The organism is Pseudomonas sp. NyZ480 (genome assembly GCF_029537255.1).
GTDB classification, from domain to species: domain Bacteria; phylum Pseudomonadota; class Gammaproteobacteria; order Pseudomonadales; family Pseudomonadaceae; genus Aquipseudomonas; species Aquipseudomonas taiwanensis.
Map to the genome: position 1 here is coordinate 1,206,912 of NZ_CP120626.1, position 24,378 is coordinate 1,231,289.

26 protein-coding genes and 1 pseudogene are annotated in these 24,378 nt (G+C 62.5%); 10 read left to right on the top strand and 17 right to left on the bottom strand.

The annotated features are described in order from the left end of the window. Positions 1 to 35 precede the first annotated feature (35 nt). Entirely contained in the window at positions 36 to 494 is a 459-nt protein-coding gene (locus P3R38_RS05420; RefSeq protein ID WP_023379031.1) for a hypothetical protein, read from the bottom strand. Between the two features lie 355 nt (positions 495 to 849). On the opposite strand from P3R38_RS05420, the gene P3R38_RS05425 reads away from it, so the two are divergent. Continuing rightward, positions 850 to 1,476 carry a response regulator transcription factor gene (locus P3R38_RS05425; RefSeq protein WP_023379032.1) on the top strand — a complete coding sequence of 209 codons (627 nt, stop codon included), beginning with the start codon at positions 850 to 852 and terminating at the stop codon, positions 1,474 to 1,476. Between the two features lie 45 nt (positions 1,477 to 1,521). Here the strand turns inward: P3R38_RS05425 and P3R38_RS05430 are convergent, their stop codons facing one another. The 8 genes and pseudogenes from P3R38_RS05430 to metG form a co-directional block, all read right to left on the bottom strand. Beyond that, positions 1,522 to 1,701 carry a hypothetical protein gene (locus tag P3R38_RS05430; RefSeq protein ID WP_023379033.1) on the bottom strand — a complete coding sequence of 60 codons (180 nt, stop codon included), beginning with the start codon at positions 1,699 to 1,701 and terminating at the stop codon, positions 1,522 to 1,524. Between the two features lie 105 nt (positions 1,702 to 1,806). Then, positions 1,807 to 2,445: an endonuclease III gene (gene nth / locus P3R38_RS05435; RefSeq protein ID WP_023379034.1), complete on the bottom strand. Its 639-nt coding sequence runs from the start codon at positions 2,443 to 2,445 to the stop codon at positions 1,807 to 1,809. Further along, positions 2,442 to 2,969: an Rnf-Nqr domain containing protein gene (locus tag P3R38_RS05440; protein ID WP_023379035.1), complete on the bottom strand. Its 528-nt coding sequence runs from the start codon at positions 2,967 to 2,969 to the stop codon at positions 2,442 to 2,444. Before P3R38_RS05440 ends, nth begins: the two co-directional genes overlap by 4 nt. Continuing rightward, positions 2,962 to 3,564: an RnfABCDGE type electron transport complex subunit G gene (locus P3R38_RS05445; protein ID WP_104882891.1), complete on the bottom strand. Its 603-nt coding sequence runs from the start codon at positions 3,562 to 3,564 to the stop codon at positions 2,962 to 2,964. The genes P3R38_RS05440 and P3R38_RS05445 overlap by 8 nt, the downstream gene beginning before the upstream one ends. Next, on the bottom strand, positions 3,561 to 4,529 hold the full coding sequence (locus P3R38_RS05450; RefSeq protein ID WP_104882890.1) for an RnfABCDGE type electron transport complex subunit D: 969 nt from the start codon (positions 4,527 to 4,529) through the stop codon (positions 3,561 to 3,563). Before P3R38_RS05450 ends, P3R38_RS05445 begins: the two co-directional genes overlap by 4 nt. A gap of 10 nt (positions 4,530 to 4,539) precedes the next feature. Then, positions 4,540 to 5,361, bottom strand: a pseudogene (gene rsxB / locus P3R38_RS05455) (electron transport complex subunit RsxB); the annotation flags it as partial. Further along, positions 5,358 to 5,906 carry an Rnf-Nqr domain containing protein gene (locus tag P3R38_RS05460; protein WP_027907477.1) on the bottom strand — a complete coding sequence of 183 codons (549 nt, stop codon included), beginning with the start codon at positions 5,904 to 5,906 and terminating at the stop codon, positions 5,358 to 5,360. The pseudogene rsxB and the gene P3R38_RS05460, both read right to left, overlap by 4 nt. A 70-nt stretch (positions 5,907 to 5,976) precedes the next feature. Continuing rightward, the gene (gene metG / locus P3R38_RS05465; protein WP_027907478.1) at positions 5,977 to 8,016 is read right to left on the bottom strand and encodes a methionine--tRNA ligase; all 2,040 of its coding nucleotides are present in this window, start codon (positions 8,014 to 8,016) and stop codon (positions 5,977 to 5,979) included. A gap of 155 nt (positions 8,017 to 8,171) precedes the next feature. Here metG and apbC point away from each other — a divergent pair, with 155 nt between their 5' ends. After that, positions 8,172 to 9,266: an iron-sulfur cluster carrier protein ApbC gene (gene apbC / locus P3R38_RS05470; protein ID WP_027907479.1), complete on the top strand. Its 1,095-nt coding sequence runs from the start codon at positions 8,172 to 8,174 to the stop codon at positions 9,264 to 9,266. A gap of 189 nt (positions 9,267 to 9,455) precedes the next feature. Here the strand turns inward: apbC and P3R38_RS05475 are convergent, their stop codons facing one another. Beyond that, positions 9,456 to 9,665 carry a cold-shock protein gene (locus P3R38_RS05475; protein WP_003254922.1) on the bottom strand — a complete coding sequence of 70 codons (210 nt, stop codon included), beginning with the start codon at positions 9,663 to 9,665 and terminating at the stop codon, positions 9,456 to 9,458. Between the two features lie 329 nt (positions 9,666 to 9,994). Between P3R38_RS05475 and dcd the strand changes: the two genes are divergently transcribed. Further along, entirely contained in the window at positions 9,995 to 10,561 is a 567-nt protein-coding gene (gene dcd / locus P3R38_RS05480) for a dCTP deaminase (protein WP_008096785.1), read from the top strand. 97 nt (positions 10,562 to 10,658) lie between these two features. Further along, on the top strand, positions 10,659 to 10,886 hold the full coding sequence (locus P3R38_RS05485) for a hypothetical protein (protein ID WP_023379042.1): 228 nt from the start codon (positions 10,659 to 10,661) through the stop codon (positions 10,884 to 10,886). 21 nt (positions 10,887 to 10,907) lie between these two features. Here P3R38_RS05485 and P3R38_RS05490 read toward each other — a convergent pair whose 3' ends face one another. The 6 genes from P3R38_RS05490 to P3R38_RS05515 all read right to left on the bottom strand — a co-directional run bounded on the left by P3R38_RS05490 (position 10,908) and on the right by P3R38_RS05515 (position 16,464). Then, positions 10,908 to 12,023, bottom strand: a complete 1,116-nt coding sequence (locus P3R38_RS05490; protein WP_104882103.1) for a succinylglutamate desuccinylase/aspartoacylase family protein — start codon at positions 12,021 to 12,023, stop codon at positions 10,908 to 10,910. A gap of 107 nt (positions 12,024 to 12,130) precedes the next feature. Next, the gene (locus P3R38_RS05495; RefSeq protein ID WP_027907480.1) at positions 12,131 to 14,572 is read right to left on the bottom strand and encodes a penicillin acylase family protein; all 2,442 of its coding nucleotides are present in this window, start codon (positions 14,570 to 14,572) and stop codon (positions 12,131 to 12,133) included. Positions 14,573 to 14,803: 231 nt separating this feature from the next. Then, positions 14,804 to 15,004 (bottom strand): SEC-C metal-binding domain-containing protein, encoded by a 201-nt coding sequence (locus tag P3R38_RS05500; RefSeq protein ID WP_023379046.1) that lies wholly within the window; start codon positions 15,002 to 15,004, stop codon positions 14,804 to 14,806. Positions 15,005 to 15,011: 7 nt separating this feature from the next. After that, positions 15,012 to 15,488 (bottom strand): LEA type 2 family protein, encoded by a 477-nt coding sequence (locus P3R38_RS05505; RefSeq protein WP_023379047.1) that lies wholly within the window; start codon positions 15,486 to 15,488, stop codon positions 15,012 to 15,014. A gap of 2 nt (positions 15,489 to 15,490) precedes the next feature. Next, positions 15,491 to 15,967, bottom strand: a complete 477-nt coding sequence (locus P3R38_RS05510; RefSeq protein ID WP_027907481.1) for a YchJ family protein — start codon at positions 15,965 to 15,967, stop codon at positions 15,491 to 15,493. Positions 15,968 to 15,969: 2 nt separating this feature from the next. After that, positions 15,970 to 16,464, bottom strand: a complete 495-nt coding sequence (locus P3R38_RS05515) for a DUF6231 family protein (RefSeq protein WP_027907482.1) — start codon at positions 16,462 to 16,464, stop codon at positions 15,970 to 15,972. Between the two features lie 159 nt (positions 16,465 to 16,623). Here P3R38_RS05515 and P3R38_RS05520 point away from each other — a divergent pair, with 159 nt between their 5' ends. From P3R38_RS05520 to P3R38_RS05535, 4 genes are all read left to right on the top strand, one after another. Further along, complete coding sequence (locus P3R38_RS05520) at positions 16,624 to 17,316, top strand: OmpA family protein (RefSeq protein WP_023379059.1); 693 nt, start codon at positions 16,624 to 16,626, stop codon at positions 17,314 to 17,316. An 88-nt stretch (positions 17,317 to 17,404) separates the two neighbouring features. Next, a complete protein-coding gene (locus P3R38_RS05525; RefSeq protein WP_027907483.1) occupies positions 17,405 to 18,124 on the top strand; it encodes an OmpA family protein in 720 nt (239 codons plus the stop codon). Between the two features lie 97 nt (positions 18,125 to 18,221). Beyond that, positions 18,222 to 18,497 carry a DUF1145 domain-containing protein gene (locus P3R38_RS05530; RefSeq protein WP_023379061.1) on the top strand — a complete coding sequence of 92 codons (276 nt, stop codon included), beginning with the start codon at positions 18,222 to 18,224 and terminating at the stop codon, positions 18,495 to 18,497. Next, the gene (locus tag P3R38_RS05535) at positions 18,490 to 19,248 is read left to right on the top strand and encodes a hypothetical protein (RefSeq protein ID WP_023379062.1); all 759 of its coding nucleotides are present in this window, start codon (positions 18,490 to 18,492) and stop codon (positions 19,246 to 19,248) included. The genes P3R38_RS05530 and P3R38_RS05535 overlap by 8 nt, the downstream gene beginning before the upstream one ends. Before the next feature lie 59 nt (positions 19,249 to 19,307). Here P3R38_RS05535 and P3R38_RS05540 read toward each other — a convergent pair whose 3' ends face one another. After that, on the bottom strand, positions 19,308 to 19,772 hold the full coding sequence (locus P3R38_RS05540; protein WP_023379063.1) for a CopD family protein: 465 nt from the start codon (positions 19,770 to 19,772) through the stop codon (positions 19,308 to 19,310). A gap of 98 nt (positions 19,773 to 19,870) precedes the next feature. Here P3R38_RS05540 and dinG point away from each other — a divergent pair, with 98 nt between their 5' ends. Then, entirely contained in the window at positions 19,871 to 22,015 is a 2,145-nt protein-coding gene (gene dinG / locus P3R38_RS05545; RefSeq protein ID WP_023379064.1) for an ATP-dependent DNA helicase DinG, read from the top strand. Positions 22,016 to 22,096: 81 nt separating this feature from the next. Next, entirely contained in the window at positions 22,097 to 24,349 is a 2,253-nt protein-coding gene (locus tag P3R38_RS05550) for a beta-galactosidase (protein ID WP_277686891.1), read from the top strand. The last annotated feature ends 29 nt before the right edge of the window (positions 24,350 to 24,378 follow it).

The window sequence follows — 24,378 nt, forward strand, 5'->3', positions numbered from 1 at the left end:
GGGGTTTTTTTTTGCGTTAATCGCGCCGCAGCACTTCAAGGCGCAAGTGCCGCCGTGTGCTTAGGAAGTGGTCCTAGAGTCAGGTTGATGGACTGATGTTTTTCCAGGTCCAGAAACAACCAGCTGCGCTCGGTGTCGTTGGGATACTCCAGCGCTTCGAGCACTTGCTGGCGTAGCGTCGACTGCGCATGGGGTCCATGGAACATCACTGTTACTGGAGTGGGCGTGAAAACCTGGCTCGGGCTCAGTGGGCTCATCGCATGAGTGGCTGTTTCGCCAAGGGCGGTGTCGGGCACGTAGAAGGACTTGTAGTTGAAGTTCAACGTGAGAAAGAACAACGCGGTGAGGAAGAACGGAAAGGCGACGAGGAACCAGGTGTACAGGGTTTGACTGTCCTCGCTGAGGAAGGGCAGGGTGGCCAGCGCGGAGGCTTCGATGATGCCCGCGAAGACAGCGATTATGGTCAGCGGCGCGACAGGTTGAGCGTTGGGCATGAGGGTGGTCTCCTGCTGTTTTCTTCTCAATACCGCACTAAGTCAATCAACTAAAGAGTGGGGCTTTCCACGCTTGAAGCCACCTGCCGTTCAACCTGACGACGATAAGTTTCGCTTGCATCCGCGCAGCGAAGTTTCACTCAAGTCGTGCGGATAGTTTCAACTGTTCAATTCCGAAGCAGCGCAGGTAATTTGTGATACGAAGAAGTTGAGTGAAAGTACAACCAACTTGTAGGAAATTTCTCCAATTGCTGTAAGTTCCATCTATTCGCGTATTCGAGCGGAAAATCGTAACGCAAGAGTTGTTCTGCTCGGTTATCTTGGCGCGTCAACGAAAATAATGAATGGATTTCGCATGAATAAAGTGCTTATCGTGGATGACCATCCGGTCATACGTTTGGCCGTACGCATGCTGATGGAGCGGCACGGCTACGATGTGGTCGCCGAAACCGATAACGGCGTGGCCGCCTTGCAACTGACGCGAGAACACCTACCGGACATCGTGGTGCTGGATATCGGTATCCCGAAACTCGATGGGCTCGAGGTGATCGCCCGCATGGCCTCGGCCAGTCCGGGAAGCCGAGTTCTGGTGCTGACCTCACAGGCACCAGGCCACTTCTCGATGCGTTGCATGCAGGCGGGGGCTTCGGGGTACGTGTGCAAACAGCAGGAGCTCACCGAGTTGCTCAGTGCGATCAAGGCCGTGCTGTCGGGTTACAGTTATTTCCCGAACCAAGCGTTGCACCCGTCGCGAGGAAGGGGAGGCGGCGCGACCGAGAGCGAAATGGTCGAGCGTTTATCCGCCCGGGAAATGATGGTGCTGCAGCAACTGACACGCGGCAAGTCAAACAAGGAGATTGCCGAAAGCATGTTCCTCAGCAACAAGACGGTCAGTACCTACAAGACTCGATTGTTGCTCAAGCTCAATGCCCGGTCGTTGGTTGACCTGATCGAGCTTGCCCAACGGCATGGCTTGACCTGAGTGCCATGAAGCGGAAGGCCTCCACCAGGGAGGCCTTCCGGGGGACTACAGGTCGTAGTCGAAATCGGCCAACTGCTTTTGCAGGCGTCGCTCTTCCAGCAGGTTGTCAATGGTGCGGCGTTTGCTCAGGTTGGTCTTCGCGGTTTCTACCTGAGGTTCCGCTTCGTCGTCGGCGGTAGCAAATTCATCTTCGATGGACAGGTCGTCGTCTTTATCGGTGCTCATTGAGTCGCTCCAAGCCAAAGGGCCATTGGCGGTCCTTATAACGAGAAAGCTGAGCCCGGTAAAAAAGATTTTTTCAATCGTCAGCCCCCGTTTTTTGCTATCGACTCAATCGTCCGAAGTCTTGTGCTTGTACTCGCAAAGGTCTTCGATCCGACAGCTTCCGCAACGCGGCTTGCGCGCCTGACACACATAGCGCCCATGCAGAATGAGCCAGTGGTGGGCATCGAGCAGGTAATCCTTGGGCACGAACTTGATCAGTTTCTTTTCCACTTCCAGCACTGTCTTGCCGGGCGCGATGCCGGTGCGGTTGCTGACCCGGAAAATATGCGTATCGACCGCCATGGTGGGTTGCCGGAAGGCGGTATTGAGGACCACGTTGGCTGTCTTGCGGCCCACACCCGGCAGGGCTTCCAGGGCCTCGCGCGTTTCCGGGACCTGGCTGCCGTGGCGCTCGATCAACAGGCGGCAGGCTTCGATGACGTTCTTGGCCTTGCTGTTGTAGAGCCCGATGGTCTTGATGTATTCGCTCAGCCCCTCAACGCCCAGGGCATAGATGGCTTCTGGCGTGTTGGCCACGGGAAATAGCCGCGCCGTGGCCTTGTTGACGCCAACGTCGGTGGCTTGAGCCGAGAGGGTCACGGCTACCAGCAGTTCGAACGGTGTGGTGTAGGCCAGCTCGGTCTTCGGGTCCGGATTGTCTTCGTGCAGCCTGCGGAAGATTTCCAGGCGTTTTGCGGCATTCATGGGGCGACGCTTTCCTTCGGCGTTAAGGGCAGGGTTGGGCGAAGGCGATTGTACAAGGCCAACAGCATGCCGAGTATCAGCAGGGCGCCTGGGGCAAGGCTGGCCAGATGCAGGTTCAGGCCTTCACTCAGCCATTGGCGGGTGGCGCCCAAGAGTGTGCAGATCATAACCATACCGCTCAGTTGCCATACCCACTGTCGCCAACGCCCCTCCATTGGCAACAAGTTGTCCCACGCGATGCACGCAAGGCACAACAGCACCGGGTAGAAGCCCAGCGACTGGGCAATCGGCAAGGCCCAGGCACGCAGGCCAAGCTGCAGGCAACTGGTAAGGGCAGCGATCAGTAGCAGGCTTGCCAGCTGGTACGCCGCTGCGCTGAGCCGGCAGCGCAGAGGCGCCAGCAATGCCTGGTGAGCGAGCGTCAAGCCCAGCATACACAGCGCGATGCAGGCGCCTTGGGTCAACGTGCGGGTAGCCCCGAGCACGGGGAGCAGGCTGGCAGCCAGCCAGAAATAGTTATTCATGAACAGCGTCCTCGAGCAGCGTTTGCCGATGCTTGTCGAAGTAACTTAAGGCGTCCTGCAACGCTGCGATCACTGCCCGCGAGGTGACCGTGGCGCCCGCCAACTGGTCGAAATCTCCGTGGTCGCGCTTGAGCGCCCAGCGGTCCTTCAACTGCCGGTTGGCAAACTGTGCCAGCCAATCCACTTGCGGGTCGATGATTCGCGCGCCCAGTCCAGGGCTTTCCTGTTGTTCGAGTACCTGGCTGCCAATCAAGCGCCCGTCGGGGGCGATGGCGATGCTCAGCTGGATGACGCCGGAATAGCCTTGGGTCTCGCTGAGCAAGATGATAGCCGTCAACCTCGTGCCGAGCGTCGCCCGGTAGGCCGCGATGATACGGCTGTGCGGCTGCTCGGCTTCGGGTACCTGCAACGCGGCGGCCAGCGGACGGTTGTCATAGCTGCCTGCGGGCAGGATGGCGAGCAGTTGACGTTCCTTCAATGCTTGCTCGGCTTGGGTGATCGCGGGTTGGGTCCAGTGGTGCCAGGCCAGTGTGGCTGACACGGCCAGTCCCCCAATGGCGATCAGCCAGGCTGTCGAGGCGATGAGGCGGTTCACGGCGAGGCCTGCGTGCGTCGCAAGGCAAGACGCTCAAGGCAGGGGACGGCAAGGTTCATCAGCAGGATGGCAAAGGCGGTGCCATCAGGGTAACTGCCCCACGTGCGGATAAGGTAGATCAACAGGCCCGCACCGAACCCGAACAGCAACTTGGCCAAGTCGCTCTTGGGGCCGGAGACAGGTTCGGTGGCAATGAAGAAAGCCGCCAGCATGGTCGACCCGGAGAACAGGTGAAGCAAGGGTGAGCCATGGGAGTCCGAGCCCGAGCCGTTCCAGCCCAGTAAGCTGAACAGCGCAAGCCCCGCGAGCAACCCCGTCGGCGTCTGCCAGCCGAACACCTTGCGCTGCATGAGCACGAGGCCTGTGAGCAGGAACGTCAGGTTGACCCACTCGATGCCGCGCCCGCCAAGGGTGCCGAAACCTGGATGTTGGGCGAACAGTTCGTCGATGGTCAGGCTGCGGTTGTGGCGCAGGCCGTCGAGGATGGTCGGTTGTGCCCAGGCATCGATGGGCTCGTTGGCCAACACCTGTTGCAGGCTGTCCAGAAGGCCGGGCGACTGCCCCGGCCAATGGTTCATGTGCAGCGGGAAGCACAGCAGTACCAAGGCGTAGCCGACCATGGCCGGGTTGAACAGATTGCGGCCCACACCCCCAAAGGCTTGCTTGCCAATACCAATGGCGGCGCTGGCGGCGATCACCGGAATCCACCAGGGCGCGTGGGTCGGCAGGGCGGCAGTCAGCAGCACTGCGGTCACCAGTGCACTGCCATCGGCCAGCGTTTCGGCGACGGGCTGGCCGCGCAATGCCAGCAGCGATGCTTCACAGGCCAGGGCTGCGCCGCAGCACAACAGCAAGCTCAACAATAGGCCCCAGCCGTGCAGCCAGAACAGTGCCAACAGGCCAGGCACGCAGGCCAGCAGCACCAGCCCCATGGCGTTGCGCATTCGCGGCTCAGGCGCTGCCATTTTCAGGGCCTGCCTGAAGCGCATCGAGGTGTTGCTGGGCCTGGTCAGCGGCAGCTTGCAACGTTTGCAGTTGAGCGAGCTGGTCGTCGCTGGGCGTTGCGCCAAGCGCGGTTCGGGCCTTGCTCAGCTGCGCCCGGCTCATGGCTGCGGCAATCTTGGCCTGTTTGAGTGCCGCATCATTGTTGGAGGCTTGCTGGGCTTGTACCCGTTCCATGGCCGCCTTGATCGGGTCGGACGCCCTTAGTGTGCTGTCAGGTGCGCTCGCGGCTTTGGCTGTATGGCGTGCCGCACGCTGGGCTTCGCGGCGGGCTTCATCGCGCAGCAGGCGGATCGCGCGCTGTTCATGGCGATGACGCGCCTGATCGCGACGCCGCTGGCGGTCCTGCAATTGCCTGGGGGTATGGGCCAAGCCACCGACTACCGGTACGACATCGGGCGGTACGGGGAGCATGTCGATGCAGTCGACCGGGCACGGGGCCAGGCACAGGTCGCAGCCGGTGCACTCGGCGGCGATCACGGTGTGCATCAGCTTGGCCGCCCCGACTATGGCATCGACTGGACAGGCCTGGATGCACTTGGTGCAGCCGATGCACTCCGCTTCGCGTATGAACGCCACCTGCGGTGGCGCGCTGCCACGCTGTGGGTCAGGCGCGATCACCGGGAGGTCCAGCAAGGAGGCCAGGGCATGGATGGTTTCGCTGCCGCCTGGCGGACATTTATTGATCGCTTCGCCCGCGGCAAGACCTTCGGCATAGGGCCGACAGCCTGGGTGGCCGCATTTACCGCATTGGGTTTGCGGTAGCAGGGCGTCGATGCGTTGTATCAGACTCATTGTGTGAATAATCCGTTCAGGCCGGAGAACGCCATCGCCATGATCCCGGCGCCGAGCAAGTCGATGGGCAAGCCCCGCAGGCTGACCGGGATGTCGGCCTGTTCGGTGCGCTGGCGCAGGTCGTTGAACAGCGCCAGTGCCAGCCAGAAGCCAAGGCCAGTCAGTAGCGCACTGGTGGTGACCACCAGTGCGCCCTGGCCTTCGGCCGTCGCTTGTACCGACAAGCCTAGCAGTGGAGCCCCGGCTGGCATGAGCGCCGTTAGCGCGGTAACAGGCCAGTCTGGCCGTAACTTTGCCAGTACCCATTGCACCGCCCAACTCACCAGCGCGAGCCATGGAAGTAGCAGCAACAGTTGCAGATCCTGCAGTTGCCAGGGCACCAGCAGTACGCGCACCAGCAATTGCCCGCCAGTCACTCCCAGTAAGATCGCCAATGCGCACGCCATGCCAAGCACATGCACGTGCAGCCGCGAAGCGGGCTGGCGTTGAAGGGTCAGGAAGCTGATCAGTGCAGCGCTGACCAGAACCAGCATGTAGTCGTTCATGGGATGACGATAGCCGGGAAATGTCGGCCGTGGATGCAAATGCCCCGGCGGTTGAGCCGGGGCTGGGGCGTTACTTGATGCGTTGGCCTGGCTTGGCACCACTGTCGGGGCTGAGCAGGTAGATTTCTTCACCACCAGGGCCTGCCGCCATGACCATGCCTTCGGAAACGCCGAAGCGCATTTTGCGCGGCTTGAGGTTGGCAACCATCATGGTCAGGCGGCCTTCCAGCTTCGATGGGTCAGGGTAGGCCGACTTGATGCCCGAGAACACGTTGCGTTGTTCGTCACCGATGTCCAGTGTCAGGCGCAGCAGCTTGTCTGCGCCTTCAACCGATTCGGCCTTGACGATCAGCGCCACGCGCAGGTCGACGGCGGCGAAGGTGTCGAACTCGATTTCGGCCGACAGTGGGTCCTTGGCCAGTTCGCCGTTGCCAGCAGGGGCCTTGGCTTCGGCGGCCAGCAGGTCTTCCTTGCTGGCGGCGACCATGGCTTCGACCTTGGCAGGTTCGATGCGGCTCATCAGCGCCTTGAATGGGTTGAGCTTGTGATTTTCCAGGCGCAACAGGTGGTCATTCCAGGACAGCGGGGCGACGTTGAGGAACGCCTCGGCATCGGCGGCCAGTACCGGCAGTACCGGTTTGAGGAAGATCACCAACTGACGGAACAGGTTGATGCCCTGGGCGCAGATAGCCTGGACTTCATCCTGCTTGCCTTCCTGCTTGGCCAGCGACCACGGCGCCTTGTCGGCGATCCAGGCGTTGGCGCGGTCGGCCAGTGCCATGATTTCGCGCATGGCCCGACCAAAGTCGCGACCTTCGTAGGCTTCGGCGATCGATGGCGCCGCCGCCAGGAACGCTTCGGTCAGCTCGGGTGCGGCGTCGCCGGCAACCATCACGCCGTCATTGCCCTTGTGAATGAAGCCTGCGCAACGGCTGGCGATGTTGACCACCTTGCCGACCAGGTCGGAGTTGACCTTCTGCACGAAGTCTTCGAGGTTCAGGTCCAGGTCGTCGACGCCACGTCCCAGCTTGGAGGCATAGTAGTAGCGCAGGTATTCGGGCTGCAGGTGGTCCAGATAGGTGCGCGCCTTGATGAAGGTGCCGCGCGACTTGGACATTTTCGCGCCGTTGACGGTCAGGTAGCCGTGCACGTTGATGCCGGTTGGCTTGCGGAACCCCGAACCTTCGAGCATCGCTGGCCAGAACAGGGCGTGGAAGTTGACGATGTCCTTGCCGATGAAGTGGTACAGCTCGGCCTTGGAGTCTTCTTTCCAGAATGCGTCGAAGTCAAGCTCCGGACGGCGTGCGCAGAGGTTCTTGAAGCTGGCCATGTAGCCGATCGGCGCGTCCAGCCAGACATAGAAGTACTTGCCCGGCTCGCCTGGGATCTCGAAGCCGAAGTACGGCGCATCACGGGAGATGTCCCACTCCTGCAGGCCGGCGTCCAGCCATTCGGCGAGCTTGTTGGCCACTGCGTCCTGCAAGGTGCCGCTGCGGGTCCACTGCTGCAGCATGGCCTGGAAGTCGGGGAGCTTGAAGAAGAAGTGCTGCGAGTCGCGCAAGACCGGGGTCGCCCCCGAGATGGCCGACTTGGGGTTCTTCAACTCGGTCGGCGCGTAGGTGGCACCGCACTTCTCGCAGTTGTCACCGTACTGATCTTCGGCCGCGCACTTGGGGCAGGTGCCCTTGATGAAGCGGTCAGCCAGGAACATGCCCTTCTCTGGGTCGAAGTACTGGGTGACCGAACGGGTGGCAATGTGTCCGGCATCACGCAGGCGCGTGTAGATCATGCTGGACAGCTCGCGGTTTTCTTCGCAGTGGGTGGAGTGGAAGTTATCGAAGTCCACCAGGAAATCGGCGAAGTCGCTGCTGTGTTCGGCCTGGACGTTGGCGATCAGTTGCTCAGGCGTGATGCCTTCCTTCTCGGCGCGCAACATGATGGCCGAGCCGTGGGCGTCGTCGGCGCAGACATAGATGCACTGGTTGCCACGCAGTTTCTGGAAGCGAACCCACATGTCCGTCTGGATGTACTCGAGCATATGGCCAAGGTGGATGGATCCATTGGCATAGGGCAGGGCGCTGGTGACGAGAATCTGGCGTGGCTCGGACATGTTGGCTCGGCTACTTATCTGGCTCGGGTAAAAACAAGGGTGATCGGCAACTATAAAGGGCTGGGAAATATATTTCACCCTAAGGACGCATCTACTGACGATTGACGGGTTAGGATAAGCGCCTGTTTCACTTTCGTTTGCCAATGGGAGCCTCCATGAGTGCCGTCACCCGTGCCGCCGTCGAAGGCGTGCTTCGCCAGTACACCGACCCGTATCTGAACCTGGACCCCGTGAGCGCCGGCTGCGTGCGGGCCATCGACATCCAGGGCGGCCAGGTCAGCGTGCAGTTGCAGTTGGGGTATGCCGCTGGCCTGTTCAAGAATGGCTGGGCCCAGGTGCTGCAGACAGCGATTGAGAACCTCGACGGCGTCACCTCGGCCCAAGTGTCGATCGACTGCGTGGTGGCTGCGCACAAAGCCCAGGCCCAGGTGCCGGCCATGGCCAATGTAAAGAACATCATCGCCGTGGCGTCCGGCAAGGGCGGGGTAGGCAAGTCGACCACCGCGGCCAACCTGGCCCTGGCACTGGCCCGTGAAGGCGCCCGAGTGGGCATTCTGGATGCCGACATCTATGGCCCGAGCCAAGGTGTGATGTTCGGTATCGCCGAAGGTACGCGCCCGCAGATCCGCGAGCAGAAGTGGTTCGTACCGATCAAGGCCCATGGTGTGGAAGTCATGTCCATGGCGTTCCTGACCGACGACAACACACCGATGGTCTGGCGTGGCCCGATGGTCTCCGGCGCGCTGTTGCAACTGGTGACCCAGACCGCCTGGGACGACCTTGACTACCTGGTGATCGACATGCCGCCCGGCACGGGCGACATCCAGCTGACCCTGGCTCAGAAGGTGCCGGTGGCCGGTTCAGTGATCGTCACCACACCTCAGGACCTGGCGTTGCTGGACGCCAAGAAAGGCGTGGAAATGTTCCGCAAGGTGAACATCCCGGTATTGGGTGTGGTGGAAAACATGGCCGTGCACATTTGCTCGAACTGCGGCCACGCCGAGCACCTGTTCGGTGAGGGCGGCGGTGAGAAACTGGCTGCGCAGTACGGTGTCGACCTGCTGGCCTCGTTGCCGTTGTCGATGCTGATTCGCGAACAGGCAGACAACGGCAAGCCGACGGCCATCGCCGAGCCGGAAAGCCAGATCGCCATGGTTTATCAAGAGCTGGCTCGCCAGGTGGGCGCGCGGATCGTGCTGCAGGAAGCGGCTGCACCGGCGATGCCGAGCATCACCATCAGCGAAGACTGAGGTTCGCTCAGGAGGCTGCGCGGCAGGCGCCGGTTTGCCGGCGATCACCGACGCGGCCACCACCAAGCAGCGCGCCAGCGCCTGCAAGCACCGCGACGATTTTCCGATCACTGCAGTAGCAGTGTGATCCAGGCATAAAAAAACCCGCCAGATGGCGGGTTTTTTTGAAAGCGAGGAAGCGAGATCGACTTAGGCGATCTGAACTTCTTCAGCCTGCATGCCTTTCTGGCCGCGGGTAGCGACGAAAGTAACAGCCTGGCCTTCTTTCAGGGTTTTGAAGCCGTCAGCTTGGATGGCTTTGAAGTGCACGAACAGGTCGTCGCCCGACTGAGGGGTGATGAAGCCGTAGCCCTTCTCATCGTTGAACCACTTAACAACACCGGATTGACGGTTGGACATGTTTCTGTCTCCTTGGACAAAGTTGATTACGGTCAGGAAAAACCCTGGCCGGGACTGAGCGCAAAGAGAGCAGAAAATTCAGCGATGGGTCGATAGGAATCGTGCATCAAACTAGAGATTCTCGGTGTCACGTGCAGCACAGTGGCGTCACCTTAACCCACTTTCCACGACCTGCCAATCACCAAGATGGCCTTTGTCGAAATTCAGATCGACGGCCACCGTAGGCCCCGTCTGGCGCGGGGTGCGGCATGGAACTTTAACCTGAGCGCGTGGACCGGTAAGATGCGCATCTCGATTTTCACCTCGCAACCCTTCAGGACACCCCCGCCATGAGCATCAAATCGGACAAGTGGATTCGCCGCATGGCGCAGGAACACGGCATGATCGAACCGTTCGTCGAGCGCCAGGTGCGCGGCGAGCAGGACAGCCGGGTGATTTCCTTCGGCGTCTCCAGCTACGGCTACGACGTGCGCTGTGCCGACGAATTCAAGGTGTTCACCAACATCAACTCGGCCACGGTCGACCCGAAGAACTTCGATGCCGGTAGCTTCGTCGACGTCAAGAGCGATGTCTGCATCATCCCGCCAAACTCCTTTGCCCTGGCGCGCACGGTCGAGTATTTCCGTATTCCACGCAACGTACTGACCATCTGCCTGGGTAAAAGCACCTATGCCCGTTGCGGCATCATCGTCAACGTCACCCCGCTCGAGCCTGAGTGGGAAGGGCACGTGACCCTGGAATTCTCCAACACCACTACCCTGCCGGCGAAAATCTATGCCAACGAGGGTGTGGCGCAGATGCTGTTCCTCGAGTCCGACGAAGAATGTGAAGTGTCCTACAAGGACCGCGGCGGCAAATACCAAGGTCAGCGCGGCGTCACCCTGCCGCGTACCTGAGTCGACGAGCGCGGGGAATTCCTTGCGCCTTTGGCACTCCAACGAGGTAACCGTGCCGATGCGCGTGAGGCGCATCGGCTCTGCTCAGGAGCTGTCAATGAAACTCCATCCCGCGATCAGTGCGAAGCTGGCTGTGCTTGAGCCTAATCAGATCGGCCTGCTGGCGTGGTCATTGCTGGCGCACCCGCTGCCGATGCAGGCGGGCGGTGTGCCGCATCAGCCCGACCCTGATACTCCGCAGCCGCCCGACCCTGGTGAAGGCCAACCCATGGAGCCCGGCGAGCCAACCTTGCCCGACGAGCCACCGCCTTCCCCCGTGGCCTGACACCCGGCTGCCTGAGCGTGCTCAGTTGGCCAGCAGGTAGCCGCTGCGCACCACCTGTTCCCCCGCGACATGGGCGATAACCATGCCGGCGGTTGCCATACGCCGCACACTGCGGGCGTACAGCAGCCCCGGCTGACTGTTGCGGATCGGCGTGACCCGGTCATTGAGCGGGTCGATGACTTCTGCGATCAATTGGCCCGCTTGCACATGCTCTCCCGGTTTGGCGTGGTACACCAGTAGCCCGCCCAGCGGGGTGTGTACCGGTTCAACGGCCGCCAGGGGAGTGGCCGGGCGGGGCAAGGCCGGCAGCGGCGCGCAGGCACCTTCGACAACCCCTTTGTAGGTCAGGTAGTCGAGAATGGCCTGGCAATCCTTGCTGGCCAGTTCATGGCTGACGTCGGCTTGCCCGCGCAATTCGACGGTGACCGAGCAATTGCCCAGTGGAATCGGATAGCGCTTGCCGAAGCGTTGTTGCAATTGCCACCAGACCAGGCTGAAGCATTCATCGAATGACTGGCCCCCGGAGTCGGTTGCCAGCAGGCTGGCCTGCGCTCCCAGGTAACGGGCCAGAGGCTCGACCTGCGGCCAGGCTTCCGGGGTGGTGTACAGATGTTCGACCGCTTCGAAGTCGCAATGCAGGTCCAGCACCAGATCGGCATCGCAGGCCAGGCGCTGCAGGGTCAGTCGCAATGACTGCAGGGGCGTTTGCGCCGGATGTGCGTCCAAACCCCGGCGCAGGTATTCGCGGATCAGCGCGACATTGTGCGCAGGATCCTGGCTCAGGTGTTGTTCGACCTGGTCGCCGATGCTGTCCGACAGGTCGACGAACTTGCGGTTGAAATTCTCGCCACTTTGCAGCTCGAAGCGCCCCAGCGGGGCGTCCAGCAGCACCTGTTCCAGGCCGACCGGGTTGGCCACCGGCACCAGAATGATCTCGCTGCGCAGGCGGCCTTGCTGTTCCAGTTCGGCCAGCCGACGCTTGAGGTGCCAGGCCACCAACATGCCCGGCAGCTCGTCGGCATGCAGCGAGGCCTGGATATACACCTTGGTGCTACCGCGGGGGCCGAAGTGGAAACTGTGCAACTGGCGAGTGATCCCCGGCACCGGGGAAAGCAGGTCATGGGTCGAGTGGTGCATGGTGGTCCTGGCTACGTGGCGAAAACGGTCTGCGACACGGGTCGGCACAAAAATAGAAGCATAAACTGCGCGGTTGCGCCTGTCCTGGACGCCACCGCGTGATCCATCTACTTGCCAGGGACCAGCGTCAGACGTTGGTTGCCGTACACCCGGGCGAAGTTCTGCGGTTGCATTGGCAGGCTGGTGAATCGACCTTTGAACCAAGCGTCCAGGCCGTCACTGTAATGCCTGCTGGCCGGGTTGCCGGATTGCCCATTGCTGGTCAGCACCTGCAGCGGTTCGGCCTGGCCAAAGTCGACGATCAGGCGGGCAGACGCCGGAAGCCGGGTATCGAAGTCGTTACCCCAGGCGTAAGGCGTCAGCGCCAAGGTGCTGAAGTCGCCTCCGGCGGCCAGCGGCGGGCGGCTGAGAGCATCGCCCAGGCCATGGTAGGCCGTGCCTGGCCAGCGATACTGGTGCAGTTTGCCCCACTGCCAGGCGCGACGGTCCGCACCCAGTTGCGCTATACCGGCATCCACCGCCGCCGCCAGGCTGCGCGCGAGAATGGCCGGTTTGTCTTCTTTTTGCGGGGTGTTGCGATCGTCCCAGAACGGGCTGTCTTCGCGTCCCAAGAGGTGATCGGCCTGGGCCGAGTAAGACAACCGCGCATTGCCGACGAAGGCGTGCCAGACGGCGCTGGATTCCGGGCCGAGGTCGTCGAGGAAGGTCTGCCGGGCAGCTTCCTGAAGGAACAGTTCATACAGCGCCGCATCGGCCGATACCGGGCTCAGGCGGCCATCGAATGCCTTGAGCCGCGCCAGGGCATCGCGGGCTTTCTCGCGCTGACCAGCGGGCAGGGCGTCGATGGCCTGCTTGAGTGGTTGGGCCATGCCTGGCGCGTCGAACATCTGCTTGAGCTTGTCGGCCAGCAGCGTGACCTGGTCGTTTTGCAGCGCCATCAGGCTGCGGCTGTCATGGCGACCATTGCCGGCCAGCTGAGCGAGGCGTTCGGCGCGCTCTGGGTAATACCAGGTGTTGGACAGTTGCATGCCATAACCGCGTGGCTGACTGCGCTGGTTGGCGTGGCCAAGCCAGCCGGCGGGTGGGTCCTGGTCGTAGGGGTGCAGCATCGGATCGGCGAAGCCGTCCCAGTCGTAGCGTCCGTCCCAGCCGGGCGATGGCAGCAGGCCCTGACCTTCGCGGCGGTTCGGGTATCGACCGCTGACCTGCCAGCCGATGTGCTCCGCTTCGGCGAAGACGAAGTTCAGAGCGACGGCTGTGACCTCGCGGGTGTTGTCGAAGGCGCGTTCCACCGAAGGCGCGCGGGTCAGGTCGAACAGCGCGTCGAGACTGCGGTCGCCCTTGAGCTGTGGCAGATTCAATGCCAAGCCCAGCGTGGCGTTGCCAGGTTGGGCGAGCAGGGTACCGTGGCGGGTGTCATACATGATTTCGCGCAGCGGGCGTTGGCCACGGACGAAGAAGGTTTCGCTGCGCGCGCGGGCAGCTTGCCACTTGCCATCGGCCAGGTAGTTCAGTTGGTTGCCCTGGCGGCGCAGCTGCTCTATGTACAGGTCCTGGTTGTCGGCCATGACCGCGCTGCTGCTCCAGGCCAGTTTGCCGTTGTAGCCTGCCAGCACGATGGGCAGGCCGGGCAGCGACAGGCCGGCGACTTGATACTTGCCAGTGTGGATCTGCACTGGGGTCAATGCCCAGGCTGCGCGGCTATCGCTGGCCAGCAGGCTCTTGCCACTGCGGCTGCGTTGCGGCCCCAGGGCCAGGTTGGCCGAGCCTGGGCTGCCGAGCAAGTCAAGGTCGGCAAGCTTTTGACTGGCCGCGGTCAGGGGCGCCAGGCCCGGTAGCTGACTGGAAATGTTCAGGCCTTTGAGCTTGTCGAGTTCGGCCTCGGCCAATGGTTCGTCCGCAGCGCCAGGCAACAGCCAGTGCAGCTTGTCGTTGCCGACCTTCTGCGCCAGGGTCAGGGCGCTCAGTTCTTCCTGCAGGTTCACGGACTGGCTGAAGGCGTACAGGCTGAAGATCAGGGCTGAGTCTTCGGGTTTCCAGTACTCCGGCCGGTAGCCGCTGTTGGCCAGGTTGGCAGGAAGTTTGTCGCGGTAGCGGAAAAGATAGGCATTGACCCCGCGTGCATAGACTTCGAAGAAGCGTTTCAGACGTGGTGAGGCGTCTGCATACAGTTGGGCCGAGCTTTGCTTGAGGTTGGCGGCCCGCATCAGGCGGTCGATGTCCAGCGCATCGCTGCCGGCCAGTTCGGCAAGGCGGCCTTGGGCGAGCAGGCGCATGGCCAGCATCTGTTCGATGCGATCGCCAGCGTGAAGGTAGCCTAGGCTGAACAGTGCGTCGTGGAAGTTGCTGCTTTCGATCAGTGGCGCGCCCATGGCGTTGCGTCGAACCGTGACATTCTGTGCCAAGCCTTTGAGAGGCTGGACGCCAGTGGTCGGTGGGACACTGTCTTGGTAGCCGCCCATCTGGCAACCGGCGAGTCCGAGCATGCCGAGCAGCGTGGCAGCCATCGTGAGCCGCGGGCGGAAGGGTGGAAAGGCGGGGGCGGCCATGACAAGGCTCCTGCTAGGTATGGCGGGGGGTTGGAAGGCGCTTAAGGTAGCATGCCGGTAGATTTTTCAGCGGGTTCGAGATCGAAAGGTGCCGGCGCGACGCATCGCGAGCAAGGCGCGCTCCTACAATCCCTTCGCACCTCGTTCACGGTCGAATGACTGTAGTGCGCGCCTCGCTCGCGATGCCGCCGTTCTAGGCGGCGCTAGAAAACCCAAGACCTGCTTGGTACTTCACGCACCGTGGCACTTCTTGAACTTCTTCTGGCTACCGCATGGGCATGGGTCGTTGCGACCGACGTCCTTGAGCGCATTGCGCACCGGCTCCTGGTGGCCATGGTTGCAGTGCGGACCGTGTACATGGCCGTGATCGTGGTCATGATGATCGTGACCGTGGTTGCAGTCCGGGCCATGAACATGGGGTTGTTGAGTCATTGCAGGGTTACTCCGGTTTGAGATCGCCGGGCATTATCTCACCACTGCGCGACAAGTGCAGGCTTCGGAAGATGAGCAGCCCGGTATTGAGCTCGCCCTGCAGGGTGTAATGCAGCGGCTCACCACTCTTGAGCAGCTTGGACAAGGGTTTGAGGTGTTCCCACAGGTTGGTGCGAGCCGTGATCTTGAAGGTCCGCCGGGCATGGCCGCCGACGCTGCGCCACAAACTGGCCTCATCTTCTACCAGCAGCAAGTTGTTGAGCCGCACCGAGTAATCGAGGTTGCGGATGAACAGGCGGCTGTCATTCGGGTTGTCGATGCGCACATGCAGCACGAACTCCTGTTGAAGCAACCTGGCCTTCACGGTCTCGACCTTGACCAGATGCACTTGAGGATCGCGCCAATCGCTGCGCCACCAGCCGGCACAGCCCGCCAGCAACATCAGCAACGCACTGAGTACGGACAGGCGGGCCAGGGCGAGCATGTTCAGCTACCCACGTAACTGGCGCAGCATTTCTTGAATTTCTGCCCGCTGGCGCAGGGGCAGGGGTCGTTGCGTCCGGCCTTGAGCCCGACGGTCGGGTCGATGAAGTACCACCGTCCGTCATGCTGTACGAACGCCGAACGCTCGCGATGCTGGTGGTCACCCTCCTGGTCATGCCAGCGCGCCGTGAAGGTGACGAAGCCGTGCTCGGGCTGGCCACCCAATACCTCGGCACTTTCCACCTCCAGACCCAGCCAGGTGCTCTGGGCGCTCCAGGCAGCCATGGCCGTGCGGTCCAGGCCCGCCTGCTGGGCAGGCAGGGTGGTGGCCACCAGGTAGTCGATCAGGCCCAGCACATAGGCGCTGTAGCGCGAACGCATCAGCGTCTGTGCATCCGGCGCCGGGGTGCCGGCATGGTAATGCCCGCAGCAGGCATCGAGCAGGTTGCCGCTGCCGCAAGGGCAAACCGAGACACTCATCATCACCACCAGTACTTGCCAAAGTTTTCAGGGTTGGCCCAGAACTTGGCGTTGAGCCAGTCGGGGACCTGCTTGTAGTCATGTAGATCATAGGTGAACAGGCTCAATACCTGTTCATCGCGGCGGAATTTCTCGCTTGCCGACAGCGCCAAGGCAAAGAAGTCGGTGTCTTGCCAGCCACATACCGACAGGTCGGCCAGCACTGCCACTCGACTGGCATTGAGGTTGCGAATACCGCCCAGCAACTCCAGACCGACACGCTTGGGCAGGTGCTCCAGGCAGTCCACCAGCACAGCCAGGTCGAAACGTTGGGCCGCAAGTTCGGCAGGTAGCGGGCCGGCGGCAGCGGTTTCTATCCGTACCTGGGGATGCGCCTGGGCAAAGGCCTCCAAGGCCGGGAAACGCGTGCCGACCAGCAGCAGACGTTGCGGGGTGAAGCGCTCTAGCAGGGCCGCCAGGGCTTGTTGCGGGGTGCGTTGGGAAAAACCGTCGGTCATTGCCAATCCTCATTCTGGTCGTCCAAGACTAGCGGGCTGTCGGCTGTGGGCAAAGAGGCATGTGGCCGCGTCGTGGCTTATCGCTGGCAGGGATGGATTGCGCGGTCTTTACTCCCAAGGATCGGCCATATGCCGATTCCCCCTAGGAGACGCAACAAAATGAGCATAGTACGCACAGCGATACCCCTGGTACTGCTCACCAGTGTGTTGACTGGTTGTGCAGGTTTGCAGAAAACCGACTGGCCGAAGTGTGCTGCCGTCGGGGGCGTGGGCGGCGCCGCTTTGGGCGCCATAGAAAGCTCCAGCTGGGCTGGCTGGGGCGCGTTGGTGGGCGGTACCATGGCGGCCGGCTATTGCTGGGTTCATGGCGATGGTGACGAAGATGGCGATGGTGTGCCGGATAGCCGCGACAAATGTCCAGGCACGCCGCGCGGCGTGCAGGTCGATGCCAATGGTTGCCCACCTGAACCGGCTCCGGTGGTGCAGGAGGCCGTGGTCCAGAAAGAAGAAGTCATCGTCATTCGCGATGTACGCTTCGAGTTCGACTCCGCTCGCCTGACGACAGCGGACAAAGAGCGACTCAATACCATCGCCGCGCGGCTGAAGCAGGAAGCGCCGAGCGCTCGGCTGAGTGTCACTGGCCACACCGACAGCGTAGGCTCGGACAGCTACAACCAGAAATTGTCCGAGCGTCGTGCTCACTCGGTGACGGATTACCTGGTCGAGCAAGGCGTACCGCGCAGCAGCTTCGTCTCTGTGGTTGGTGCCGGCGAGACCCAGCCGGTGGCCGATAATGCCACGGCCGATGGCCGCGCCATGAACCGTCGCACTGAGATCAAGATCCAGCGTTGACAGCCAGCGCCCGCGTCTTGAGAAGTGGCGCGGGCGCGTCTTTACTCCTGTGTAGCCGGTTGCGGCCAATGACACAGGAGCATTCACCATGAGTGTTATGTCGAAGGCGGCACTGCCGCTGTTGCTGGCATCGAGCCTGCTCGCAGGCTGCGCTACGCACAGTGATGGCAGTGCGCCGCTCAATCAAAGGACTTGGCCTGTCTGCAGCCTGCTGGGTGGCTTGGCAGGCGGTGGTCTGGGGGCGATCGAGAGCTCTGGCTGGGCCGCGGGAGGTGGAGCCCTGGGCGCAATCGCCGGAGGCCTGATCTGCTATGCCCAGGATGGCGACGAGGATGAAGACGGCGTGTTCGATCGCCGCGACCGCTGCCCCGATACCCCGGCGAACACGCCCGTCAACCACATGGGTTGCCCATTACCGCAGTATCCAGCGTCCGCTCCGGCCAGCGAAGCTGCGCCCACGCCCGAGGTGATCACCCTGGATGATCAGGGGCAGGTCATGTTCGCTTTCGACTCCGCCGAGCTCACCAGCGCCGCCCAACAGCGCCTGCAAAGCCTGGTGCCCCGGCTCATCGAACCGGCGGTGAACCGCATCAAGGTGGTTGGCCATACCGACAGCGTGGGTGCGGACAGCTACAACCAGGCATTGTCCGAGCGCCGCGCCAGCAGCGTGGCCGAATACCTGATTGGCCAGGGTGTTGCACCCGCCAAGGTCACCAGCCAGGGCAGTGGAGAAAGTGAACCGGTGACTGAGAACGACACCGAGGAGGGACGCGCGCTCAACAGACGGGTGGAACTGCACCTCAATTGATGCCGCTGGCGCAAACCTTGGCATTGACGCTACTGTTAGCTGCGCAGCCCGCTCGAACGGGATGCGACGGCATAACAATAAATAAGTAGGGGCGGGTATGAAATTCATCCTGGGCCTTGGCAAGGCCCTGACGGTCCTTTTCTGGTGGGTGGTGTTGTTCAATCTGTTGAAGCCGCAACCGCTGCCACTCAATTTGCTGATCAACGCAGTCGGCATCACGTTGCTGACCCTGCATTTCCTTGAAATGCTGTTCTTCAATGGCAGCCTGCGCGGGCGTAGCCATCGCTGGTTCGACCGTCTGCAGATTCTGCTGACGGGTATCTTCCATGTCATGTCCATTCCGCGTCCGCAGGAGGCACCGCGCCATGCATAAATTGATGTTGCTGGCCGCATTGGTCGCTCCCCTGGCCCAGGCCGAAAGCCTGCAAGTCGCTGCCAACTCCATGTTGCGTCTGCCGAACAAGTCGGCAACCGTGCACCTGGAGCGCCTGCAACTGGCCAACTCGGCCACCTTGATGCTGCCCGCGTCGCTGAAAGCATTGAACATCGATCAATTGGAACTGGGGCGCGATGCCCGGATCGCCATCGCCCCATCGGAAAGCCCACTGCTGATTCAGGCGCGCGCCGCTCGATTGGAGGAAGGCAGCGAATTCAGCGCTACAGGGGCGGCCGGCACCTATGAACGGGCCGCCCGCGCCGGTCGCAACCTGGATTTGAGACTCGATGCGATCACGGCTGAACGTCTGGCCATCGACGCCCGAGGCGGTGCTGGTGCGCCGGGGTACGTCGGCTTGGATGGCGCCAATGGTCAGGCTGGTGGCTGCACCTGGGGGCAGGCCACCCGGGGGGGCAATGGCGATGACGGCGGCAATGGCCATGACGGCGCGCCGGGAGGGCGAATCCGCCTGAGCGTCCCGCAGAGCTTCCCGCAGGAGCGCATCGTGGTCCGCCTCGATGGCGGCGCACCCGGTAAACCCGGGGCTGCCGGCAAGGCCGGCAAAGGCGGGGCGAGCAAGGGCTGCCTGGTCTACCGCACCGATGCCGGGGCCAATGGTCGTCCAGGGCAGCCAGGGCAACCTGGCCTGGCAGGGGCCACTGGTGAGCTGATTCTGCAGCCGCTGTGATCTAGGCTCTCAGGACGTTTCATGCAGGCCCTAACGGCATGGCCGTGGCCGCTCTGCGTCTACAGCACCAGACGCGAGCTGGCCACCGCCACCACCGCCAGGCCCAGCAGCAGGTTGATCCCCACCATCCGGCGAATCCGCGCCAGTACCGCAGCGCCTGTCGACCAATCCTCGTCCTGCACGGCAGTCCTGAGCTCTGGCAGCAGCAGCGCCTGGATACGCATGAACAAGGCGAACATGGCAATGCCACCGCCGATCATCACATGCACGTAGCGCGGTGCGGTTTCGAAACCGTTGAAGCGCATGTGCAACATGCCGATACCACTTATCGCCAAAATGGCTACGGCCAGCCAGACCCATCCGAAGAAACGTCGGAAAACTTCCACCCACAAGCGCAGGCGGGCAGGCCCTTCAAGGGTCGCAACCGTGGCCGGGCGGAGCACCAGCCAGGCGAAGAACATGCCACCGACCCAGACCAGGGCCGCTAGAACGTGCAGTGTGTAGGGCAAGGCAAAGGCTAGCATCCGGATCTCCATGCGGCACAAAGGGCAATAGCGGGGTATGATAGCCGCCCCATGCGAAACACTGAAAATATATCCAGCCCTCCGGGCGCTTGCAGACCATGATCAGCAACGAACTCAAAGCCACCATCCAGGGCGCCTACTCGCGTTTTCTCGAAGCCAAGAGCCTGAAGCCGCGCTATGGCCAGCGTCTGATGATTGCCGAAGTGGCCAAAGTGCTCGGCGATATCGCCTGCGACGACGAAGGCCGTCGGGCGGGCGAGCCTGCCGTGGTGGCGGTGGAGGCCGGTACCGGTACTGGCAAGACGGTGGCCTACAGCCTGGCGGCGATTCCGGCAGCCAAGGCGGCCGGCAAACGCCTGGTGATCGCCACCGCAACGGTTGCACTGCAGGAGCAGATCGTGTTCAAGGACCTGCCCGACCTGATGCGCAGCAGCGGCCTGAACTTCAGCTTCGCCCTGGCCAAGGGGCGAGGCCGCTACCTGTGCCTGTCCAAGCTCGATGTACTGCTGCAGGAGGGCCATGCGCAATCGGCCACTGCCCAGTTGTTCGAGGAGGAGGGTTTTCATATCGAGGTCGACGAGCGTAGCCAGAAGCTGTTCAACAGCATGATCGAAAAGCTCGCCGGCAACCGCTGGGACGGCGATCGCGACAGTTGGCCCGAGGCACTGGAGGACCAGGACTGGGCCCGCCTGACCACCGATCACAGCCAGTGCACCGGTCGTCATTGTCCGAACTTCCAGCAGTGCGTGTTCTACAAGGCGCGGGAAGGCATGGGCAAGGTCGATGTCATCGTCACCAACCACGACATGGTCCTGGCTGACCTGGCTTTGGGCGGCGGTGCGGTGTTGCCCGACCCTCGCGACACCGTCTACGTCTTCGATGAAGGCCACCATCTTCCGGACAAGGCCATCGGCCACTTCGCCCATTATTCGCGGTTGCGCTCGACCGCCGACTGGCTGGAGCAGACGGCCAAGAACCTGACCAAGCTGCTGGCTCAACACCCGCTGCCGGGCGATCTGGGTAAGCTGATCGAGCAGGTGCCAGAGCTGGCGCGGGAAATCCGCACGCAACAGCAGTTCATGTTCACCCTGTGCGAGCAGGTCGCCGACTTCCGTCCCAGCGAGGACACGGAGGGCCGCGAACGCCCACGTTATCGGTTCGAAGGTGGCGTGGTTCCCGAGGCGATCCGCGAAGCGGGAATCGAGCTGAAAAAAGGGTTCGCCCGCCTCAACGACCTGTTCACACGCCTGGCCGACTTGCTCAAGGAAGGCATGGACGGCGAGGTCAACATCGGTATCGCCAGCCATCAGGCCGAAGAGTGGTACCCCTTGTTCGGCAGCCTGGTGACCCGCGCCCAAGGCAACTGGGAGCTGTGGACCGCCTTTACCGCCGAAGACCCTGAAGACAGCCCGCCGATGGCCCGCTGGCTGACCTTGGCCGAAAGTGGTGCGCTATTCGACATCGAGGTCAATGCCAGCCCCATCCTGGCCGCCGAGATGCTGCGCCGCAGCCTTTGGAACGTGGCCCACGGCGCCCTGGTGACCTCCGCAACTCTCACGGCCCTTGGCAAGTTCGACCGCTTCCGCATGCGCTCGGGGTTGCCCCGCGATGCCGTGACCTGCGTCGTGCCCAGCCCGTTCGTGCACGGTGATGCCGGCTTGCTGCGGGTGCCGGACCTGGGCGCCGACCCGCGTGACGCCACGGCACACACGGCGGCGATCATCCGCGAACTGCCGGGCATCGTCGAGGATGCCCGCGGCGCCCTGGTGTTGTTCTCCTCGCGCAAGCAGATGCAAGACGTATTCGATGGCCTGGACCGTGACTGGCGCAAGCTGGTGCTGATCCAGGGCAACTTGTCCAAGCAGGAAACCCTCAACAAACACAAGGCGCGGGTCGACGATGGCCAGCACAGCGTGCTCTTCGGCCTCGCCAGTTTCGCCGAGGGCGTCGACCTGCCCGGTGCCTACTGCGAGCATGTGGTTATCGCCAAGATCCCCTTCGCGGTGCCCGACGATCCGGTCGAGGCGGCATTGGCCGAGTGGATCGAAGCCCGTGGCGGTAATCCCTTCATGGAAATCGCCGTGCCCGATGCTTCATTGCGCCTCATCCAGGCCTGCGGTCGCTTGTTGCGTACAGAGCAGGATCGCGGCGTCATCACCTTGCTTGACCGGCGTCTGGTCACCCAGCGCTACGGCAAGGCTATTCTCAATGCGCTGCCGCCATTCCGGCGGGAGATTTCGTAACGGCCGGAGCACGATGCACCGGCTCGTTGTCCATTACCCGGACGTGGGCTCATGAGGGCCCTGAAGGAGAGCCCCAGCCCTATGATCCGCCACACCCTGCCCGCCATTCTCACCCTGTTGTTCAGCACGCCGCTGCTGGCCGGACAACAGACGCTTTTCAGCTTCGTGCGCCCGGCCTCGGTGGTCAACGTGGTGACCGACGATGCCAGCATGCCCCAGTACAACGCGGAGCAAACGGCCGAAGGCGAAGTCTTGCGGCGGGTGGTGTTCAACCCGGTGGCGCGCCCGACGCTGCGCCTGAGCCCACAAAGCGGTGTCTGGGACTGGTCCGCCGGTCGGTTCCTGACCCTGCGCCTGCAAAGCGCAATGGACTGGGCGCTGACCGTGGATGTCACCGTACAGGGCGCTGATGGCCGCACGTTGACCAGCCGTATCGACCTGCCTGCCGGGCCGGCGCAGACCGTCATGATGCCGCTGAAGGCGAGCTCGCCCCTGAACCAGGGCATGCGTGCCGGCCCGCCAATGCCTTGGACCCATGAAGGGCAGCGTCTGCTGCTGGCCAGCAGTGCCGGGGAAGTCGACCTCAAGCAGGTGGTGTCGGTCAGCCTGAGCATTCCCGGCCCCAAGGTTGCGCAGAACTTGCTGATCGAGAAAGTCGGCCTGCAGGATGACGACAAGGCGTACCAGGCCGCTTATCGCGAGCTGATCGATGCGTATGGCCAATCCACCCGGGCTCGCTGGCCGGAGAAAATCGTCGATGACGAACAGCTCAAGGTGGCCGATCAGCGGGAGCGGCAGCAGCTCAAAGGGTGGCTGGCCGAGCGCCAGAAGCAGCCATTGGACAACTACGGCGGTTTGCTGGCCGGTCCGGCCTTCGAAGCCAAGGGGTTCTTCCGCACCGAGAAACGAGCCGGACGCTGGTACCTGGTGACTCCCGATGGCCACCCGTTCTTCTCGCTGGGCGTCAATACGGTGGCTGCCGATGGCGGGCGCACCTATGTCGCGGGGCGCGAAACCATGTTCAAGGCATTACCGGCCGAGGGCGAGCCCCTGGCGGCTTTTTATGGCGAAGGGAACAATGACGATGGCAATGCCTCGTCGCAAGGTCGCGGCTTCAAGAAGGGGCGCTGGTTCGACTTCTATGCCGCCAACCTGCAGCGCACCTACGGCCAGCCGTGCGGTGCCGGTGCAGCCGACCAGCCCCCGGTGGGCTGCCCGCAGCCAGTGCTGGATGCCGCGCGCTGGCAGGCCCATACGCTGGACCGGTTGCAGGCCTGGGGTTTCAACACGCTGGGCAACTGGAGCGACCCTGCGCTGGCCCAGGTCAAGCGCATGCCTTACACCCTGCCGCTGTCGATCATCGGCGACTACGCCAGCATCAGTACCGGCATGGACTGGTGGGGGCGCATGCCCGACCCCTTCGACCCGCGCTTTGCCATGGCCACCGAGCGCGCCGTGGCCATTGCCGCCCGAGACCATCGTGACGACCCTTGGCTGATTGGCTATTTCGCCGATAACGAGCTCGCCTGGGCTGCCCCGGGAGACGATCCCAAAGCCCGTTACGGTCTGGCCTACGGTACCCTGCGGCTGACCACCGACGTGCCGGCCAAGCGTGCTTTCCTCAAGCAATTGCGGGACAAGTACCGCAACCAGGAAGGGCTGTCAAAGGCCTGGGGCATTGACTTGCAAGCCTGGGAGCTGATGGAAGACCCAGGTTTCGAGGCGCCATTGCCCAGCCCTGAGTACCCTGAAATCGAGCGCGATTACCAGCACTTCCAGCAGGTATTCGCCGATACCTACTTCAAGACCATTTCCGATGCCTTGAAATGGCACGCGCCCAATCACCTGCTGCTGGGCGGGCGCTATGCCGTGAGCACGCCAGAGGCAGTCAAGGCATGCGTCGAGTTCTGCGATGTGCTGAGCTTCAACTTCTATACCCTCAAGCCTGAAGATGGCTATGACTTCGCCCGCCTGGCCGAATTGGACAAGCCTGTGCTGGTATCTGAGTTCCAGTTCGGCTCCCGCGACCGCGGCCCCTTCTGGCCGGGGCCGGTGGAAGTGGCGCGTGAAGAGGACCGTGGACCGGCCTATGGCACCTTCCTCAAGGCGGCGATGGCACAACCGATGATCGTCGGTGCGCATTGGTTCCAGTACCTCGACCAGCCGGCCAGTGGTCGACTGCTCGATGGCGAGAACGGGCATCTGGGGCTGGTCGCGATCACCGACGTGCCTTATTCGTCGTTCGTCGAGTCGGTGCGCCAGAGCAATTGGCAGGTTCTTGGGCAGTTTCGCAGCGGGCTGGAGAAGCCTGTATCGGCGACCACCGGGCCATAGCCAGTTTGCAAAACCTCCAACTACTGAAA

What these genes read in the sequence shown, in the direction of transcription:
- P3R38_RS05420 (WP_023379031.1), bottom strand. Translation starts at nt 494, where the DNA reads ATGCCCAACGCTCAACCTGTCGCGCCGCTGACCATAATCGCTGTCTTC.
- P3R38_RS05425 (WP_023379032.1), top strand. Translation starts at nt 850, where the DNA reads ATGAATAAAGTGCTTATCGTGGATGACCATCCGGTCATACGTTTGGCC.
- P3R38_RS05430 (WP_023379033.1), bottom strand. Translation starts at nt 1,701, where the DNA reads ATGAGCACCGATAAAGACGACGACCTGTCCATCGAAGATGAATTTGCT.
- nth (WP_023379034.1), bottom strand. Translation starts at nt 2,445, where the DNA reads ATGAATGCCGCAAAACGCCTGGAAATCTTCCGCAGGCTGCACGAAGAC.
- P3R38_RS05440 (WP_023379035.1), bottom strand. Translation starts at nt 2,969, where the DNA reads ATGAATAACTATTTCTGGCTGGCTGCCAGCCTGCTCCCCGTGCTCGGG.
- P3R38_RS05450 (WP_104882890.1), bottom strand. Translation starts at nt 4,529, where the DNA reads ATGGCAGCGCCTGAGCCGCGAATGCGCAACGCCATGGGGCTGGTGCTG.
- P3R38_RS05460 (WP_027907477.1), bottom strand. Translation starts at nt 5,906, where the DNA reads ATGAACGACTACATGCTGGTTCTGGTCAGCGCTGCACTGATCAGCTTC.
- metG (WP_027907478.1), bottom strand. Translation starts at nt 8,016, where the DNA reads ATGTCCGAGCCACGCCAGATTCTCGTCACCAGCGCCCTGCCCTATGCC.
- apbC (WP_027907479.1), top strand. Translation starts at nt 8,172, where the DNA reads ATGAGTGCCGTCACCCGTGCCGCCGTCGAAGGCGTGCTTCGCCAGTAC.
- P3R38_RS05475 (WP_003254922.1), bottom strand. Translation starts at nt 9,665, where the DNA reads ATGTCCAACCGTCAATCCGGTGTTGTTAAGTGGTTCAACGATGAGAAG.
- dcd (WP_008096785.1), top strand. Translation starts at nt 9,995, where the DNA reads ATGAGCATCAAATCGGACAAGTGGATTCGCCGCATGGCGCAGGAACAC.
- P3R38_RS05485 (WP_023379042.1), top strand. Translation starts at nt 10,659, where the DNA reads ATGAAACTCCATCCCGCGATCAGTGCGAAGCTGGCTGTGCTTGAGCCT.
- P3R38_RS05490 (WP_104882103.1), bottom strand. Translation starts at nt 12,023, where the DNA reads ATGCACCACTCGACCCATGACCTGCTTTCCCCGGTGCCGGGGATCACT.
- P3R38_RS05495 (WP_027907480.1), bottom strand. Translation starts at nt 14,572, where the DNA reads ATGGCCGCCCCCGCCTTTCCACCCTTCCGCCCGCGGCTCACGATGGCT.
- P3R38_RS05500 (WP_023379046.1), bottom strand. Translation starts at nt 15,004, where the DNA reads ATGACTCAACAACCCCATGTTCATGGCCCGGACTGCAACCACGGTCAC.
- P3R38_RS05505 (WP_023379047.1), bottom strand. Translation starts at nt 15,488, where the DNA reads ATGCTCGCCCTGGCCCGCCTGTCCGTACTCAGTGCGTTGCTGATGTTG.
- P3R38_RS05510 (WP_027907481.1), bottom strand. Translation starts at nt 15,967, where the DNA reads ATGAGTGTCTCGGTTTGCCCTTGCGGCAGCGGCAACCTGCTCGATGCC.
- P3R38_RS05515 (WP_027907482.1), bottom strand. Translation starts at nt 16,464, where the DNA reads ATGACCGACGGTTTTTCCCAACGCACCCCGCAACAAGCCCTGGCGGCC.
- P3R38_RS05520 (WP_023379059.1), top strand. Translation starts at nt 16,624, where the DNA reads ATGAGCATAGTACGCACAGCGATACCCCTGGTACTGCTCACCAGTGTG.
- P3R38_RS05525 (WP_027907483.1), top strand. Translation starts at nt 17,405, where the DNA reads ATGAGTGTTATGTCGAAGGCGGCACTGCCGCTGTTGCTGGCATCGAGC.
- P3R38_RS05530 (WP_023379061.1), top strand. Translation starts at nt 18,222, where the DNA reads ATGAAATTCATCCTGGGCCTTGGCAAGGCCCTGACGGTCCTTTTCTGG.
- P3R38_RS05535 (WP_023379062.1), top strand. Translation starts at nt 18,490, where the DNA reads ATGCATAAATTGATGTTGCTGGCCGCATTGGTCGCTCCCCTGGCCCAG.
- P3R38_RS05540 (WP_023379063.1), bottom strand. Translation starts at nt 19,772, where the DNA reads ATGCTAGCCTTTGCCTTGCCCTACACACTGCACGTTCTAGCGGCCCTG.
- dinG (WP_023379064.1), top strand. Translation starts at nt 19,871, where the DNA reads ATGATCAGCAACGAACTCAAAGCCACCATCCAGGGCGCCTACTCGCGT.
- P3R38_RS05550 (WP_277686891.1), top strand. Translation starts at nt 22,097, where the DNA reads ATGATCCGCCACACCCTGCCCGCCATTCTCACCCTGTTGTTCAGCACG.